Origin of the sequence: Sphingomonas folli, assembly GCF_019429525.1 — a bacterium.
Lineage (GTDB): Bacteria > Pseudomonadota > Alphaproteobacteria > Sphingomonadales > Sphingomonadaceae > Sphingomonas > Sphingomonas folii.
On sequence record NZ_JAHXZL010000003.1, the window covers coordinates 406,937 to 423,706 of the forward strand.

At 66.3% G+C, this 16,770-nt stretch carries 10 protein-coding genes; 4 read left to right on the forward strand and 6 right to left on the reverse strand.

The window, feature by feature from the left end; translation table 11 throughout:
• Positions 1–111: 111 nt before the first annotated feature.
• The 3 genes from KZ813_RS06790 to KZ813_RS06800 all read right to left on the reverse strand — a co-directional run bounded on the left by KZ813_RS06790 (position 112) and on the right by KZ813_RS06800 (position 6,092).
• A complete protein-coding gene (locus KZ813_RS06790) occupies positions 112–2,091 on the reverse strand; it encodes a S9 family peptidase (RefSeq protein WP_219754198.1) in 1,980 nt (659 codons plus the stop codon).
• Between the two features lie 53 nt (positions 2,092–2,144).
• Complete coding sequence (locus KZ813_RS06795; RefSeq protein ID WP_219754199.1) at positions 2,145–4,943, reverse strand: TonB-dependent receptor plug domain-containing protein; 2,799 nt, start codon at positions 4,941–4,943, stop codon at positions 2,145–2,147.
• A 252-nt stretch (positions 4,944–5,195) separates the two neighbouring features.
• Positions 5,196–6,092 (reverse strand): LysR family transcriptional regulator, encoded by an 897-nt coding sequence (locus tag KZ813_RS06800; protein WP_308461809.1) that lies wholly within the window; start codon positions 6,090–6,092, stop codon positions 5,196–5,198.
• A 451-nt stretch (positions 6,093–6,543) separates the two neighbouring features.
• Between KZ813_RS06800 and KZ813_RS06805 the strand changes: the two genes are divergently transcribed.
• Together KZ813_RS06805 and KZ813_RS06810 are read left to right on the forward strand one after the other, a co-directional pair.
• Positions 6,544–9,231 (forward strand): TonB-dependent receptor plug domain-containing protein, encoded by a 2,688-nt coding sequence (locus tag KZ813_RS06805; RefSeq protein ID WP_219754200.1) that lies wholly within the window; start codon positions 6,544–6,546, stop codon positions 9,229–9,231.
• 54 nt (positions 9,232–9,285) lie between these two features.
• Positions 9,286–9,831, forward strand: a complete 546-nt coding sequence (locus KZ813_RS06810; protein WP_219754201.1) for a GNAT family N-acetyltransferase — start codon at positions 9,286–9,288, stop codon at positions 9,829–9,831.
• 86 nt (positions 9,832–9,917) lie between these two features.
• Here the strand turns inward: KZ813_RS06810 and KZ813_RS06815 are convergent, their stop codons facing one another.
• Positions 9,918–10,763, reverse strand: coding sequence for an N-formylglutamate amidohydrolase (locus tag KZ813_RS06815; protein WP_219754202.1), 846 nt, complete (start codon positions 10,761–10,763; stop codon positions 9,918–9,920).
• Between KZ813_RS06815 and KZ813_RS06820 the strand changes: the two genes are divergently transcribed.
• A complete protein-coding gene (locus KZ813_RS06820; protein WP_219754203.1) occupies positions 10,757–11,698 on the forward strand; it encodes a transglutaminase family protein in 942 nt (313 codons plus the stop codon). The genes KZ813_RS06815 and KZ813_RS06820 overlap by 7 nt on opposite strands.
• A complete protein-coding gene (locus KZ813_RS06825; protein WP_219754204.1) occupies positions 11,692–12,507 on the forward strand; it encodes a transglutaminase-like domain-containing protein in 816 nt (271 codons plus the stop codon). The genes KZ813_RS06820 and KZ813_RS06825 overlap by 7 nt, the downstream gene beginning before the upstream one ends.
• A gap of 340 nt (positions 12,508–12,847) precedes the next feature.
• Here the strand turns inward: KZ813_RS06825 and KZ813_RS06830 are convergent, their stop codons facing one another.
• Both KZ813_RS06830 and KZ813_RS06835 read right to left on the reverse strand, forming a co-directional pair.
• A complete protein-coding gene (locus KZ813_RS06830) occupies positions 12,848–14,410 on the reverse strand; it encodes a sulfatase family protein (RefSeq protein ID WP_219754205.1) in 1,563 nt (520 codons plus the stop codon).
• Positions 14,410–16,719 carry a TonB-dependent receptor gene (locus KZ813_RS06835; protein ID WP_219754206.1) on the reverse strand — a complete coding sequence of 770 codons (2,310 nt, stop codon included), beginning with the start codon at positions 16,717–16,719 and terminating at the stop codon, positions 14,410–14,412. Before KZ813_RS06835 ends, KZ813_RS06830 begins: the two co-directional genes overlap by 1 nt.
• Positions 16,720–16,770: the final 51 nt, after the last annotated feature.

Sequence of the window (16,770 nt, forward strand, 5' to 3'; positions counted from 1 at the left end):
CATGTTCGTGAAAAGGTTGGTGTTGACCTAGCATTCTACAAGCGCTCGGATGTACGCTCCTAGGTTGAGCGGACATCCAAGCAATCTCGTCGAGGTATGGTCCTGACGCATCTATCCTGCAGGTGCTGCAAGTAACGTTCTCTGCCAGAAGAGCATCGACGCGTTGAAATAATAGTCGCTGTTCTCCTTCTTGCGGAAGCCATGGCCCTCGTTCTGCGCGATGAGGTGCCAGGCCGTGCCGCCACGACCACGCACCGCCGCGATCATCTGATCGGCCTCCGACTTCGGCACGCGCGGGTCGTTGCCGCCAGTCGCCACCAGGAGAGGCATGGTGATCTTGGCGACGCTGGTGAGCGGGGAGATCGCGGTGAGCTTGGCGCGCTGCCGCGGGTCGCGCTCGTCGCCATACTCGACGCGGCGCAGATCGCGGCGGTAGCTTTGTGTGTTCTCCAGGAAGGTTACGAAATTGGAGATCGCGACATAGCAGTTCGCGCCCTTGAACCGCGCCGCGTAGCGGATCGCGCTGGCGTAGCACATGTACCCGCCATATGAGACGCCTGTCACCGCGAAGCGCGCCGGGTCCAGCGCCGGGTCACGCTCGAGCGCGTCGAGGAAGGCACCGATGTCGCGCACCGAATTCTCACGCAGGTCGGGGCCGTTGTCGAGGTTGACGAACCGCTTGCCGAAGCCTGACGAGCCGCGCACGTTGGGGTAGAACAGCGCCACGCCCAGCTCATTTAGCAGGTAATTGTCGGCGCCGAGGAAGTCGGGCCGGGTCTGGCCCTCGGGACCGCCGTGGATATCCACCACCAGCGGACGCTTGCCGGGAAAGCGACGTGCGTCGGGCCGGTAGAGGAAACCCGACACGGTCTGGCCGTCGAAGCTCTTCACCTCGACCAGCTGCGGCGTGGCGTTGGTGGCCGGATCCAGCCCACCTGCCTCGCTGTCGGTCCAGCGCGTGACGGCCAGCGTCCGCGCGTCCACCGCGAAGGCATCGCCGGGCACGCGCGCTGCTCCGATGCTCAGCCCGATCACACCCCAGGGGGAGATCTCCAGCGCCGGGCCGATGCTGTACGGGATGACGCCCTCTGGCAGACCGGTCACCGGCCGCGCCGTCCCGCTGGCGACGTCGAGCACACGCAGCCGGCTGATCCCCGCCTCGTTGACGGCGTATGCGACGGTCCCACCGTCGGGTGACAGTGCATAGTCGCTCACGTCCCAGCGCGGCTCGCGCGACACCGCGGTGAAGCGGCCGCGCGCGTCGAGCCGGCCGAGCCGCAGGAAATCCGCGCCGCCCGCGTCGGACACGACCCAGATGGCGCCGTCGGCCCCGTAGCGTGGATGCTCGTAAGACACCTGCGCCTTCACGTCGGTGAGCGCGCGGAGGGTGCCCGAGGCGAGGTCGAGCTCGTAAAGGTCAGCCTTGTTGATCGACTGGCGGTTGAGCACCAGCGCGCGGCGCCCATCATCTGAGAAATCGGCGATGTTCCAACCGCCTCCGCGCACCTGCGCAACGCGGCGGTCGCTGGCGCGGTCGCGCGGGTCGATCACGTAGAGGTCGCTGTCGGCGCCGTTGCGCCGGGTCGAGGAATAGCCGACCAGCGCGCCGTCGCGGCTCCAGGCGCCGAACCAGTTCCGGCTCTTGCCGTCGGTCAGCAGCTCGAGCCGGCCATCGGCGAGGCGGTAGAGCTGATAGAACTCACCGCCGCCGACATCCTTCTGCACCACCAGCGCGTCGGCACGGCCCGGCGCCAGCGTGGCGGCGAGGATGGGCTCGTCCTCGAAGCTGAGCTGGTGCCGCGAGGCGAGCGGGGCGGCGACCCGATGCACCTGATCCGTGCTGCCGAAGCGGGTGCGGATCAGCATCGAGCGGTCGGCGTCGTTCCAGCCAAGGAACTGAGCGCGCCGCGACTGGAGATAGGGGCGGGTCGCCTCGGCCAGGGCGACCGGGATGGCAGGCACGCCGTCCGCGACGATTGCCGCCGGCTTCGCGACGACGGCGGAAGCCGGGGCGGGATCACCCGCCTGAGCGACAGCGCTGAGCGGGATGAGGAGCGAGGTGGCGAGCAGGAACGGGCACAGCGGCCGCATGGCAGGTCTCCGGGAAGAGGACCGTCGCCGCCGATGACGGCGACGGTGAGGGATCAGAAGCGGACGCGGGCGCCGACCGTGACGTACCGGCCGATGACATCGTAGTAAGGCGAGTAGAGCGACCCCACCGGCGGCGCCTTGTCGAACAGGTTGCTGGCATTGGCATAGACCTCGAGCGACGGCCCGCTCGTCACCGGCACGCGCGCGGCGAGCTGCAGATCGACGTAGGTGTAGGCGCCGATATGTCCGTTGGTGATGTCCTGCGTCAGATTATACTCGCCCGGCGAGACGTAGCGCGCCCGCAGCTCGGCGGAGTAGGTCTTGTCATCATAGCCGACCGCGCCGTTGACCCGCCATTTCGGCACACCCAACCCGAAGGAGTAACCCTGCGAGCGGACGTACTCGATCTGGCTGACACCGTCATCGGTGCTGAGCCCGTCGACCCAGGTACCGAGCAGGCGGAAACGCAGCCGCCCACCGCTGTCCACCCCGAGCCGGCTGAGCGGCAGCAGGTACGACAGCTCGGCGTCGATGCCGTTGGTCTGATATTTGGACAAGTTCACGAAAGTGGAGCGGGTGCGGACCAAGGTACCCGCAGCGTCGCGGTCGATCCGCGAGCACAGGTCGAGGTTGCCCGCGAAGCAGCGGGTCACCAGATCCTGCGGCGCGATCGTCGTGATCACGTCGTCGATCCGAATGTCATAATAGTCGACCGTCAGGTTCAGCCCTGTGACCGAAGCGGGCGACCAGGTCACGCCGCCGGTGAAGGTGTTCGCTACCTCCGGACGGAGCGCGACGTTCCCCCCGCCGATATTCTGGACGTAGACACTCTGCCCGGTCTGGGGATCGGTCAGGTTGTTGTAGCCGATCGTCGACTGAGTGAAGAGCTCGGACAGGCTGGCCGAGCGGATGTCGCGCGAGTAGGTTGCACGGCCGCGTAGCCCAGGAAAGAACTCGTTGGTGGCTCCCAGCTTATACGACCAGATCGAACCGGTGGTGCTGTAGTCGCTGACGCGAACGGCGCCATTGAGCTCGAGCCGGCGCAACAGCGGCGTGTCGTGGATCAGCGGCACCAGCAGCTCGCCGAACGCCTCCTTCACCGTGAAAGCACCCGCCAAGGGCGAGAAGCTGAACGAGGTGAAGGCGCGAGCCAGATCGAGCGCGCCGACGCGCGTGTCGATCTGCTCCTTGCGCGCCTCGAACCCTGCGGCAAACGAGACGTCGCCCGCGGGCAGCGCGAACGGCTCGCCGCGCAGCGAGAAGCCGGTAACATCGAGCTTGGTGGTCGAGCGCGACATCGGCGTGCCGGTGACATAGGCCGCGGCGGCGGCCGACGGAGCTCCCTCGCCGAACAGGTTGATCGGCACGCAGGCGGTGGTCGGGTCGGTGAGCGCGACGCGGCAGATCGGTTGGCCTGTTGTCGGGCTGACGATCGAGTCGACGGCCTGGGCGTAGTTCTGCGTCAGGATGAAGCCGGGCGTGTCGATGTTGTTCTGGAACGCGCCGTGCGTATAATAAGCGCTCCAGCGCAGCTTGGTGCCGATCGTGCCATCCAGAGCCAGTGTCGCCTGCGTGGTCTCCCGCTCGAAGTCGATCGTCGAGTAAGCGAAGTCGTTGTTGAAGCGGCCAAGGAAGAAACTGGTCTGCCCCGCCGCGGTCATCCGCTCACGCACCGCGGTCGGAAGAAAGGCATTGTCGATGCCGATCCGCAGCCCGCTGGTGGCGCTGCTGCGATTGTGGTCACCAAACCAGATATAGTCGTTGTACATGCGTGAGTGGCGCACCTCCGCGGTGGCCTTCACCGCGTCCGAGAGCTCGTAGCTGACACGCGCCAGCCCGTTGTAGCGGCGCTGCGGTGTCACCAGCGGGCTGAGATCGTCGTTGGAGGGCCCCTCACCGCCGATCGAGTTGGTACCCCGCACAGTGCCGCCGTCGAAGCGGCGCAACGTGCCATCGGGGTTGAACGCGTTCCCGGCGAGTACGCCCGACATGATCAGGCCGCCATAGGCTGCGTTGGAGAAGCCGACGTCAGGTGCAAGCACGAAGCGTCCGGCGCCGTCGGCCACGGTCGCCCAGCGCCCGATCCGCGGCCGGCTGACCTTGGGTACGACGCCGTCGTTGTCGAGATACTCACCTCCGACCAGCACATGGCCGCGGCCACCGGCGAACTCGGCGCCGAACGCGCCCTCGAAGCGGCGCTCGGCGGCGTCGCCGAACGAGGAGATGCCCGCCTGCGCGCCGAGCCGAAGGCCGTTGAAGCGATCGTCGATGCTGACATTGACCACGCCTGCGACAGCGCCCGAGCCCCAGGCCGCCGAGGCGCCGCCGGTGACCACATCGACGCTCTTGATCAGCACTGTGGGGATCGTGTTGAGGTCGTTGTCACTGGCGAACCGGCGGCCATCGAGCAGCACCAGGGTACGGCTGGTGCCGAGGCCACGCAGATCGACCGGAGCGGTACCCGCGCCGGTGTTGGTGCCCGTGGTCTGCGCCGAGGTGGTGGCGCGGAACTGAGGCAGGTCGTTGAGCGCGGCAGCGACGTTGGGTCGGCCGCCTATGCTGAGGTCGTTGGCGGTGACCCGCAGCGTCGGCGTGGGCGCGTCATAGCCGGCGCGATCGATGCGCGAGCCGGTGACGACGACGTCCTGCCCGGCAGCGTCGCGTTGGTCGAGCGCACTCGCCTGGTCGGGCGTGGCGGTGGTCGAGGTGGCGGCCGGGTCGATCCCGGCATCGGCAGCGGCTGCCGTCGGTGTGGTCGCCTGCGCGAGCGCCGGCGCCGCGAACGTCGCGGTCAGCGCGAGCGCGCTGCCGCCCGCCGCAAGCGAGCGGCGGAACAAACTATCATGCAACATCAACAAACCCCTTCGAGTAGCCGCTTGCGCGGCGCGTCGTCGTTCTCCCTGCGGAAAGCCCTATGGCGGGCGTTGCGGCCTTTGGCGGCGCGCGGCCGGGCATGGTGAACGCGCGCCCGAACGCATCGCAAGATGCTCGGGCGAGCGTTTGTGGCACCGCTCCCGATCTGTGTGACACGTTCTTGCGTCGAGAGCCCGAAAAGGGAAAGACTATTGTCCGATGTTATCCTGACGGCTCATCATAGCCGCGGGTTATGGGTTTGTTGCCGGCGCTAGGCTTGCGACCAGATGCTCTAGGAAGGCCGCTGCTAACGCACCGGGCGGGCGGCTCTCCGGATATAACGCGTAGACGTCAAAAGCGATCGGGGGGTCGAGCGGACGGCTCTCGAGCCCCTGCGCCACCGCGGTGCTCGCCGTGTAGCTGTCAACGACAGTCACGCCGACACCAGCCTCGACGAGCGCCGCCGCGACAAAGAAGGTGCGAGCTGCGGCGACTTCGTCGAGTTGCAGGTCCTGCTGCTCGAGCGCGGCGAGCAACATCTGTCCCTGCGGTCCGCTGTCGACCGTCGAGACGAAGGGCAGCCCGGCGAGACGATCAAGCGCTACGCGCGCGGGTGGGTCGCGCAACTCCCCGGCGCGGTAGAGGAGCACCATCTCGCCGCGACCGACGTGCACGCTCTGCAACGCCGCGCCACGGGGACGATGATAGCTGATGACGATGTCGCTCTCGCCCTCGAGCAGGTTCCGCGCGATATCGTCGGTGTGGATCGTGTGTAGCTCGAAGCGCACCTCGCGATGGCGCTCAAGGAAGCGCGCTACTGCACGCGGAATTGCGCCCAGCCCAAGAGATGGGAGCGTCGAGAGCCGCAGCGTCGTGCCGCGGCCGCGCCGCAGGTTGCGCGCGCGCTGCTGCATGAGATGGACGCCACTCTGGATCGCAGCGGCATCGTCAAATAAAGCGTGTGCGTCGGCGGTAGGCACCATCTTGCCCTTGATCCGCTCAAACAGTGGGAAGCCGAGTACCTGCTCGGCATGTTGCAGCACCTTGGTGACCGACGGCTGCGACACGTGGAGCGCGCGCGCCGCTGCGCTCACCGAGCCGGCCGAGTAGACCGCGTGGAACACCTCGATATGGCGCAGGCGCATCATGCCATCATCACCTTGGCTTGGTGTTGCAGGCCTTGATCGATGTCAACGCTAGGTGCCGGCAGCTCTGAGAACGTGGCGGCCTCGGAATGGCGCCGAAGGAACTGATGTGCTCGCACGCGATGATATGACATGAGACATTAGGGGACGCAGAATTAATCTGCTCTAAGCCCCTAGTCATTCCTCAATTTCGGTTGATCGTTCATCGGGCGATCGTGAGAGTTATGCGACATATCTGCAACATGCATCAGGATTAAACGCGGTTTGGTTCATTTGCCTATTGTCCGACGAGCGCGCCGAAGTCCACTCTCGGCATCAGCGGCACGCCTCAACGATGCCGCAGACATCTGCAGGGCTGATCATCACGCGTCCTGGCGCGCCGGGCTGAAACCGGCGGCGAAGGGCGGGAACGTCTGGAAGGGAGCCTGAGAGCCACTCGTCAAAGGGGCCTCAGATGATCAGACACATGACCTCGACTGTCGCACTCGCGTTCGCCCTCGTCGCAGCGCAGGCGGCGCACGGAGAAGGAACCACGACGAGCGACGCGGCGCCGGCTGCGCCGCAGGCGGACGTGCCGCAGGATACGTCGGCGTCGGCGGGCACGGCCGCGACGGTACAGCCCGAGACCGACATCGTCGTGCTCGGCACCCGGCGCACCGACCGCACGCTGACCAACTCGCCCTCGCCGGTGGACGTGATCAGCGCGGCGGAACTGACCACCCAGCCGGCCACCAACATGGTCGATCAGCTCAAGAACATCGTGCCCTCCTTCTACGCGGGCCAGAACACGATATCCGACGCCTCCACCTTCGTGCGCTCGCCGTCGCTGCGCGGCCTCGCCGGCGACCAGGTGCTCGTCATGCTGAACGGCAAGCGCTACAATCGCTCGGCGCTGGTGCAGGTCTACGGCGGCAGCGACACCGGCCTCGGCCGCGGCGCGCAGGGGCCGGACATCTCCGCCATCCCCTCGCTCGCGATCGGCAGCCTGCAGGTGCTGCGCGAGGGAGCGACCGCGCAATATGGTTCGGACGCGATCGCCGGTGTGCTCAACTATGGCCTGCGCGAGAACCAGGGCATCGAGCTCGTCGGGCGCGCCGGCCAGTTCTACGCAGGGGACGGCGAGAGCTACCAGATCGCCGGCAACGCGGGAGTCAAGGGCGACTGGGGCTTCATCAACGTCACCGGCGAGTACACCGACGACGGCCAGACCAGCCGGGGCCGTACCCGTCCGTCCGCGGCCAATTTCGCGCAGAACTTCCCCGATCTCGCCTCGCAGCTGCCGAACTACCCGCTGCCCGCGCAGATCTGGGGCAGCTCGCCGATCCACGGCTTCAAGGCGGTATACAACTCGGCGATCAACGTGACCGAGACCAGCAAGCTCTACGTCTTCGCCAACTATGCCGAGAGCAAGGGCAACCAGAGCTTCAACTACCGCGCCTCGGTGTCGAGCACCGCCACCGACACAACCGGCGTCGTTCGCAACCAGGGGGCGAACGGCGCCTTCAACAACATCTTCTTCCTGACCCCCTGTCCGGCGGGCAGCGCCACCTGCCCCGCCGGCGGCTTCGTGCGCGACGGCAACACCTTCCGCTTCGCCGACCTGTACCCGGCCGGCTTCACCCCGCGCTTCGTCGGCGAGACGCAGCAGGTCTACGGCGTGCTCGGTTACAAGGGCACCGCCGGCGCCTTCAGCTACGACGTGTCAGGCACGCTCGCGCGCAACAAGCTGTCGCTCTCGATGTACAGCTCGGCCAACTTCTCGTTCGGCCCCGACACGCAGACCAGCTTCGATTTCGGCGAACTCATCCAGAAGGAGACCAACTTCAACGCCGACTTCACCTACGCGGCCGATCTCGGCCTGGCCGCGCCGCTGACGATCTCCGCCGGCGCCGAATATCGCGAGGAGACCTACGCGCAGACCGCGGGCGACCCGCAATCCTATGCCGCAGGTCCCTACGCGGTCGCGCAGCAGCTCTACGCGCAGACGGCGCCGGGCGTGTACACCTTCTCGGGCACCACCGCGGCACAGGGTGTCGGCGCCAGCGGCTATGCCGGGACCAGCCCGGAGACGGCAGGGCGCTTCAACCAGAAGGCGTATGGCGCCTATGTCGGGCTCGAGACCGACCTGACCGAGGCGCTGACGGTGGGCGCCGCAGGGCGCTACGAGCATTACAACACCTTCGGCGACGCCTGGGTCGGCAAGGTCAACGCGCTCTACAAGTTCGCCGAGGCCTTCTCGATCCGCGGCAGCGTCGGCACCGGCTTCCACGCACCCTCCCCGGGCCAGTCGAACGTCTCGATCGTGACGACCTCGTTCAACAACGGCGTCGCCTTCCAGAGCGGCACCTATCCGACCAACACCGCGGTGGCGCAATATTACGGCGCCACGCCGCTCACGCCGGAGAAGTCGACGAACTACGGCCTGGGGTTCATCCTGGAGCCGGTCAGCGGCATGACGATCACGGTCGACGGCTATCAGATCAACCTGCGCAACCGCATCGGGCTGACCTCGCCCTTCATCGTCTCCGCGGCCGACCTCGCGGCGCAGCCCGCCCTGCTGCCGGTCGGCGTCGACGGCCAGGTGCAGTATTTCACCAACGGCTTCCGCACGCGAACGCGCGGCATCGACGTGGTGGGCACCTGGCGAACGCAGCTCAGCGAGGCGCTGCTCAATTTCTCCATCGCGTACAACTACAACGAGACCAAGGTCACCGACTATGACGAGCGGGTGGTGAGCACCGCGCAGCTGATCGACGCGGAGAACCTCGCGCCCAGGCACCGGATCGTGTTCAACGGCAACTGGTCGCTGGGCAACCTCAGCTTCAACGTGCGCGAGAACTATTACAGCTCCTTTACCAGCGCGCAGGACTATGGGCAGACGAACGGCGTCGCCAACCAGGTGTTCGGGGGCAAGTTCACCACCGACCTCGAGCTGAGCTACACCTTCGCCGAGCACATCACGCTCTCGGTCGGCGCGCAGAACTTCACCGACGAGCACCCCGACCGGCTCGCGCCGACCTCGACGGTGCAGATCTACCCGCTCACCGGCGGGACCTCGGACGGGCAGGTGTACCCGCGCAACGGCGGGCCGTTCGGCTTCAACGGCGGCTTCTACTACACGCGCCTGCGGGTGAAATACTGACGGACCGCGGCGGGGCGGCTTGCCCGCCCCGCCCCGACCGGTCAGGATCGCACGATGGAACTCACGCACCGCGTCGCCACGCTCGACGACCTCGACGCCATCCGCGTCGTCGTGCGTCGGGCGATCGAGCAGCTGCAATCGGACTTCCTCACGCCCGAGCAGGTCGCGGCCAGCCACCGGGTAATGGGGGTGGACACGCAGCTGCTGCGCGACGGGACCTACATCCTCGTTCTCGCGGGTGATCGGATCGCCGGTTGCGGCGGGTGGAGCTACCGCAGGACGCTGTTCGGCGGCGACACCAGCGTGGTCGCGCGCGAGCCGGAGACGCTGGATCCGGCAGGCGACGCGGCTCGCATCCGCGCGATGTACACCGATCCCTCTTTCACGCGCCGCGGCATCGGCCGACGCGTGCTGGAGCTGTGCGAGCAGGCGGCCTGGTCGCACGGTTTTCGGCGAGCAGAGATGATGGCGACGATGGCCGGTGAGCCGCTCTATCGTTCGTGCGGCTATGTCCGGCTGGACAAGCCCCTCACTGCTACGACCGGCGACACCGCCGTGCCTCTCGTGCGAATGGGTAAGCTACTTACCTGTAGTGGCTAGCGATGACAGTCTTCCACCCGTCGGAGACGATGAACTCGCCCGAAGGCAAAGCTGCCCGCTTCTCGGCGCGGGGGAGCCGGCTCGGCTCATCTACCAGAACGCTGCCGGTCTCGATCAAACCCAGGATCCGTGATCGGGCCCGCCACGTCCTGCAGGGCGGTTGAGAGCACGTCGACCAGCAACGTGGTCCAGCGAAGCTGGGCCAAGGCGTCCCCGAGCAGGTCCTGACGGATTTCCAGCTCGGCATAGAGCCGCCGACTGGCGTAGGCGTGCCGTGGGACGGTATAGTCGACCGCGTCCATCCGGTATGGCGCATTGTCGCCGACCGTGAGATCGGGCTCGCGTCGTAGCCTCGCGAGCAGCGCGAGCGCGAAGGACGGATCGCCTCCGTCGTGGAGGACGCCGATCTCCCAAGGTCGTGGCGTGCCATCAGCCAAGGCCGGGGTGAAGCTGTGAAGTGAGATCAGGATGGTCTCCTGCCCCGCCCCATCTCGCCGTGACAGCGTGTCCGCGATCGCGCGCTGATACGGTTCGTGCACGGCGGCGACGCGCGCGGCACGATCCTCCGGCGACAGCGCCACGTTCCCGGAGACGATCGTCGCGTCGCTGATCGCCGGCATCGCGTCCATCGCGCCGGGATCGCGGTTACAATCGACCACCAGCCGCGAGTACGTCTGCCGCACGAAGGTGGCGTCGCAAGCCTCGGCCAGCGCGACTCCCAGCCCGTCGACCCCGATATCCCAGGCGATATGACGGCGCAGGTCGCTCTCCCGCAAGCCTAGCGATTGCAACGAAGAAGGGATGACATTGCCCGCGTGATCGCCGATGAAGAGGTATGGCGCGCGACCCGCCGGGTTGACGATCTTGACCGCTGGCGGGTCGCGGTCCGTCAGTAACGGAGGCTCGACGCCGCGATGACCGTTCGATGCCATTCCTGAACCTCTCGCACGTAACGACCTATACCTACAAGCAGCCGGTCTCGTTCGGCGAACATCGGATCATGGTTCGGCCGCGCGAGAGCTTCGACCAGCACCTGTTGGAAGCCACGCTGACGATCGATCCGGAACCCAGCGATGTGCGCTGGCTGCAGGACGTGTTCGGCAACGCGGTTGCGATCGCGACCTTCGATCGACGTGCAAGCCGGCTGGTCTTCGACAGCAAGGCACGGCTTCAGCACGAGCCTGGCGACGTTCAGCACGTCGACATCGAGGAATATGCCCGCAGCTATCCCTTCACCTATTCTTCCGAGGAGATGCCCGATCTTCTCCGCTCGATCGAGCGCCAGCACCTCGATCCGCAACGCGCGGTGGACACCTGGGTGAGGCGATTCCTGAACGCCGAAGGGTCGACCGACACGCTGGGCATGCTGACCGCGATGACCACCGCGATCCGGCGCGAGTTCACCTATGTCCCACGCGCGGAGAAGGGCACCCAGACACCGATCGAGACCCTGCGGCGTCGCAAGGGCACCTGCCGCGACTATGCTATCCTGATGATCGAGGCAGTTCGCGCGCTCGGCTTCGCCGCCCGCTTCGTGTCGGGCTACGTCTACAGCCCTGGCGGAGGACGCGACACGCGCGTGGGGGGCGGCAACACGCATGCCTGGGTGCGGGTCTACCTGCCCGGGTCCGGCTGGGTTGAGTTCGATCCGACCAACGGCATCATCGGGAGCGCCGGGCTCGTACGCGTCGCGATCGCGCGTGACATCTATCAGGCCGTGCCGATCTCCGGAACCTACGACGGCTTCCCCGGCAGCTTCCTCGACATGGCGGTGACCGTTGATATCACCGTCGACCCGTCGCCATCCCCACCCGCCTCCCGAACGCCGGGCGCCCCCTCCGAGAACAGGAAGTCCGCCCGATGCTGATCCGTGCCGGCTACGACATCACATTTGCCGCCGACGCCGCCACCCCGATGATGGCGATGCTGAGCTTGCATCCGTCGCGGAACAAGGACCTGCGCACGCCACATCGCATTGCGACCACGCCGGATGTGCCGATGTACGATTATGTCGACGCGTTCGGCAATGTCTGCACCCGCGTCACCGTGCCCGCGGGGGGCCTGACGCTCAGCTGCGACTTCGTCGTCGAGGACGACGGTCGGCCGGACGTTTACACACCCGGCGCCATCCAGCACCCGATCGAGGACCTGCCGAACGACGTCCTGATCTTCCTGCTCGGCAGTCGCTACTGCGAGACCGACCGCTTGTCCGAGACGGCATGGTCGCTGTTCGGGCATGTCAAACCGGGCTGGGAGCGCGTCCAGGCCATCGTCGCCTTCACCCACGACCACGTCGAGTTTGGCTATCATCACGCGCGTCCCACCAAGACTGCCTGGGACGCGCACCAGGAGCAGCAAGGCGTGTGCCGCGACTTCGCGCATCTCGCCATCACGCTGTGCCGCTGCATGAACATTCCAGCACGCTATTGCACCGGTTATCTCGGTGACATCGGCGTCGCCCGATCGGACGCCGCGATGGACTTCTCTGCCTGGTTTGACGTCTATCTCGGCGGCGCCTGGCACACCTTCGACGCGCGCCACAACCAACCTCGCATCGGCCGCATCTTGATGGCACGCGGGCGTGACGCCACCGACACCGCGCTCACGACCGTCTTCGGAACGGCGGAACTTGGCCGCTTCGAGGTCCACACCGACGAGGTCGCCGAGCTTGGCTGAGGCCGGCGCGCGATCTGTCGTCACCTTTGCAGTCGCATTTCGGCTTCACCCGCGACGGCGCTGACCTACAAGCGGTCATTCGGGATCGCCATGCCACATCCTAAATCTGGGTATTTGTTCAGCTTACAATCCCACGCTCTCACTTGGTCGCGGGAAGGGCAGCACTTTGTTAGTGGAAGGATGTAGCGGCGCAATTGGTCATGGGCGATCCGGGCTGGGTTACGAACTCACACCTTCCCGCGTTGGGCGAGCGCGCGCGCGAACAGGCAGAATATTAAGGTATAGGTCAGCGCGTGAGAAGGATTCGAGCGGTTCGGGCGCTGGCCGCTTGAACAGCGCGTCACCCGCCTCCTTGACGCGGCCGCGCCACCGACGGAAAGAAGGATGGCGGAAACGGCGCCTGCGGCGACCCCTTCGGATCGCGAAGGTCGCTGCGCTGACCCGCGTCGGCGCTCAGCGGGATCTGCATGCCCCGACTCTCCTCGAGCAGACGGAACAGCTTCGCGCTCATCCGCTCCGCGAGGTCTTCATGACCGGGTCGAGCTATCAAATTGTTGCTTTCATGCGGATCGGCAGCAAGGTCGTACAGTTCGTCGAGGTCCCAGATGCCGTGGAAGTGCATGTATTTGTACCGATCATCACGCAGCGCGTGGACGGTCGGGGTCTGCGGGAAATTCCGCTCCCAATAATATTCGTAGAGCAGCTCGCTGCGCCACGGCACCTCTCCACCGCGCGCGAGTGGCAGCATGTTCGATCCCGCCATCCCGGCCGGCGCGGCGAGGCCTGCGGCGGCGAGCATGGTCGGGGCGATATCGATGTTGGCGACCACCTGCTCGACCCGCGACCCCGCCGGAAACAGCGACGGGCAGCGCATCAGCATCGGCACGCGCATCGATTCCTCATACGCCGCACGCTTGTCGATCAGCCCGTGCTCGCCGAACATGAAGCCGTTGTCGCCCATGTAGACGATAAGCGTGTCGTCGAGCTCGCCCCGCTTCTCCAGTAGCGCCATGATCTGCGCCAGCCCCTCGTCGACCGCGAGCAGCGTCTCCATGTAGCGCTTGTAGTAGTCCGCGATGTCAAGACGCCCATGATAGGCGTAGTCGACCCCGTGCCAGCTGTTGCGCTGGTTCTCGACCCACATCGGCCGCCCCGGCACGCCGCGCTTCATGCTGTCGGGATAACGGAAGGTCTCCTTGTCGTACTTGCCGGCGTGGCGCGTGGCGGGAATGAATTCGGAATGCACCGCCTTGTGCGCGAGATGCATCATCCACGGCTTGTTCGGGTCTCGCTTGGCGAGCCAGGCGAGCGCATAGTCGGTCAGCTCGTCGGTTATATACCCCTTCTGCGGCACCTTCTTCCCGTCGACGTTGAGCCCGTCGGCGGACGGCAGATATGTCCCCTGTCCCTTGAAGCTGACCCAGTGGTCGAAGCCCGGCTGCGGCCCGTCGCCCTCGTCGCCCATGTGCCACTTGCCGATGAAGGCCGTGTCGTAGCCCGCGGCCTGGAGATAGCGCGGGTAGAAGATCAGGCCCGGCGGGATCGGGTGGTTGTTGTCCACCACCTTGTGCTGGTGCGCGTAGAGCCCGGTCAGGATCGACGCGCGGCTGGGCGAGCACAGGGCCGTCGTGACGAAGGCATTGCGGAAATGCGCGCCCTCCCGCGCCAGCCGATCGAGCGTCGGGGTCGCGCCGAACGACTGCGGCGCCATGAACCCCAGCGCGTCATAGCGATGATCGTCGGTCAGGACGAAAAGGATGTTCTTGGGTTTCACCCGCGGCACCCGCTTCAAGCGCAGCAACCGAGGCGCCGCCGCCGCGACGCCGGGAGCCATCGTGTAGAGGCCGAACGCCCCGCCGCTCCCAGCGAGCAGGACGCCACGACGATCGAACTCGTCCGTCATCAGAAATCCTTCCGCAGCAGCAGCCCGGCATAGCGGCGATCGTCGCGCGGCACGAAGCGGACCGTCCCGGCGAAGGTACCGTTGGCGAGGAAACTGGAATAAGAAGTGTCGGTCAGGTTCTTGACGTACGCCCGCAATTGCCACCCCTGCCCCGGCTGGATCAGCGCGACGCTCGCGTTCCAGATTGCATAGGCGGGCTGGATCGTGCTCGGCGTCTGGCCGAGGTTGTACTGCACCTCGCTGCTGAAGGTCAGGTCACTCTGTATCTCAGCCGAGAGGCTGTCGGTCAGGCCGAAGCGGTAGGCGCCATTGCCGAACAATCGCACCTTCGGCGCGAAGGGCAGCGGCCGGCCGTCGATGTTGCAGCTCGTCGGCGCGCCGAACGGACAATTGAAGCGGCGCACCGTCGCGTCGGTATAGGCCGCCGACAGATCGACGGTGAACCCTGTGGTCGGCCGCAGCGTCACGTCCGCCTCGACGCCGCGCGAGCGAACCGACCCCGCGTTGATGAGCCGCGTTACCTGCGCGCCCCCGACGGTGTCGTTGAAGTTTGCCTGGTAGCCGTCGAATGTCGTCGTATAGACCGCCAGATTATAGCTGAAGGAGCGGTCCGCGGCGCTGCCCTTCAGCCCCGCTTCCCACGATTTGGACGTCTCGGGATCGAGCGGCACCTCGTCGAGCGGCGTGGTCGGGTCCAAGGACCGCATGTTGAAATAGACGTTGTACGCGGGCCCTTTATAGCCGCGGGAGTAGGTGGCATAGGTCTGCGCACGATCGCCCAGATCGAGCTGGAGCCCCAGGCGGTAGCTGTCGCCTCGCCGCGTGGTGTCGCCGCTGGTGTTGTGATAGGCGCGGATGCCCGGCCGATCGAGCGCCGCCAAGCCGCTGCTGGTGGGATCGTTGCTGGACGTGCGGACGTGGTAATAGCTCAATTCGTCCCAGGTCGAGCGATAGCCGGCGATTGCGCGAAACGCCTCGGTAAAGTTGAGGTTGGCCTCGCCGAACAGGGCATAATTGTCGTTGGTGACGCCGTAATTGGCGACTCCGGTCGTGGTCGTCGTTATCCCACCGGCCAGCGTCGACAGCTCGCGTTGATAGCGTTCGTCAGTCTTGGCGTGAAGGTAATAGGCGCCGAGGACATAGTCGATCAGCCCGCCCTTGGGCGAGGTCACCCTCAACTCCTGAGAGAATTGCTTGCTACGGACGCGTCCCTCGTCGAGGCCCTGCGGGAAGTCACTCGTCAGCACCGCGAGGCCGTCATAATCCTGCCGCTGATCGTTGCGCCACTCGCGATAGGCGGTGATCGAGGTGAGGTTGTAATCCCCCGCCGTCAGCGAACTCGTCAGCGACCCGCCGTAATTCTTGTCACGGACGTCGGTGTCGATGTTCGTCGCCGCGAGCCGGTTCTCGGGCGAAGCGGCAATCCCCTGCGCTGCCAGGGCGGCGGTGAGCGGGGCGGAGGTGCTGACCGCGTTGGTCGGATAAGCGATGCGCGAAACGGAGTAATAGACGCTGGGGCTCACCGTCTCCCTCGTATCAAGATAGTCGCCGATGACGGTGAACTTCAGCTCGTCGGTCGGCGTGAAGATCAGCTTGCCCCGCGCACCGTAACGGCGTGACGCATTGACATCGTTGCCGGTGACGACGTTGCGCACGTTGCCATTGTAGTCGCTGTAGAGGCCGCCGATCAGCGCCGTCAGCGTCCCCGGCACGATCGCGCCCGACACGCCCGCCTTGATGCGGTACTCCTCGTCGGTCGTCGCGCCCACCTCACCGAAAGCCCGGAATTCATTGCTCGGATCCCGCGTGACGATGTTGACCACGCCCGCCGAGGCGTTCTTGCCGAACAACGTTCCCTGAGGGCCGCGCAGCACCTCGATCCGCTCCACTTCGCCCAGATCCAGCGTCGACTGGCCCGGCCGTGTCAGCACCACGCCGTCGAGGACGGTCGACACCGACGGTTCAACGCCCGGCGAGGTCGTGATCGTGCCAACACCGCGGATGAAGACGGTGCGGTCCTTGTTCGACGCACCGGCGCGGAATCCGACCGAGGGGATCGAGGCGCTGATCGTCTCGAGGTTGTTGAGCTGTCGCTCGGCCAACGACTGCCCGCTGACCGCGGTGATCGCGATCGGCACTTCCTGAAGGCTCTCGTTGCGGAAGCGCGCGGTGACCACCACGTCCCCGCTCTCAGGCGCATCCGGCGCCGCAGTCCGCTCGGCGGGAGCTGGCGCCTCCTGCGCCATAGCGGGAGGGCTGGTCAGGCAGGCGGCGCTCGCGAGCAAGGCGGCCAGGTGGCGGTTGGTCATGAATGATCCCCTCTATCCTCCTCGCCGAGCTATATTCTAGCTGCCCGGTCG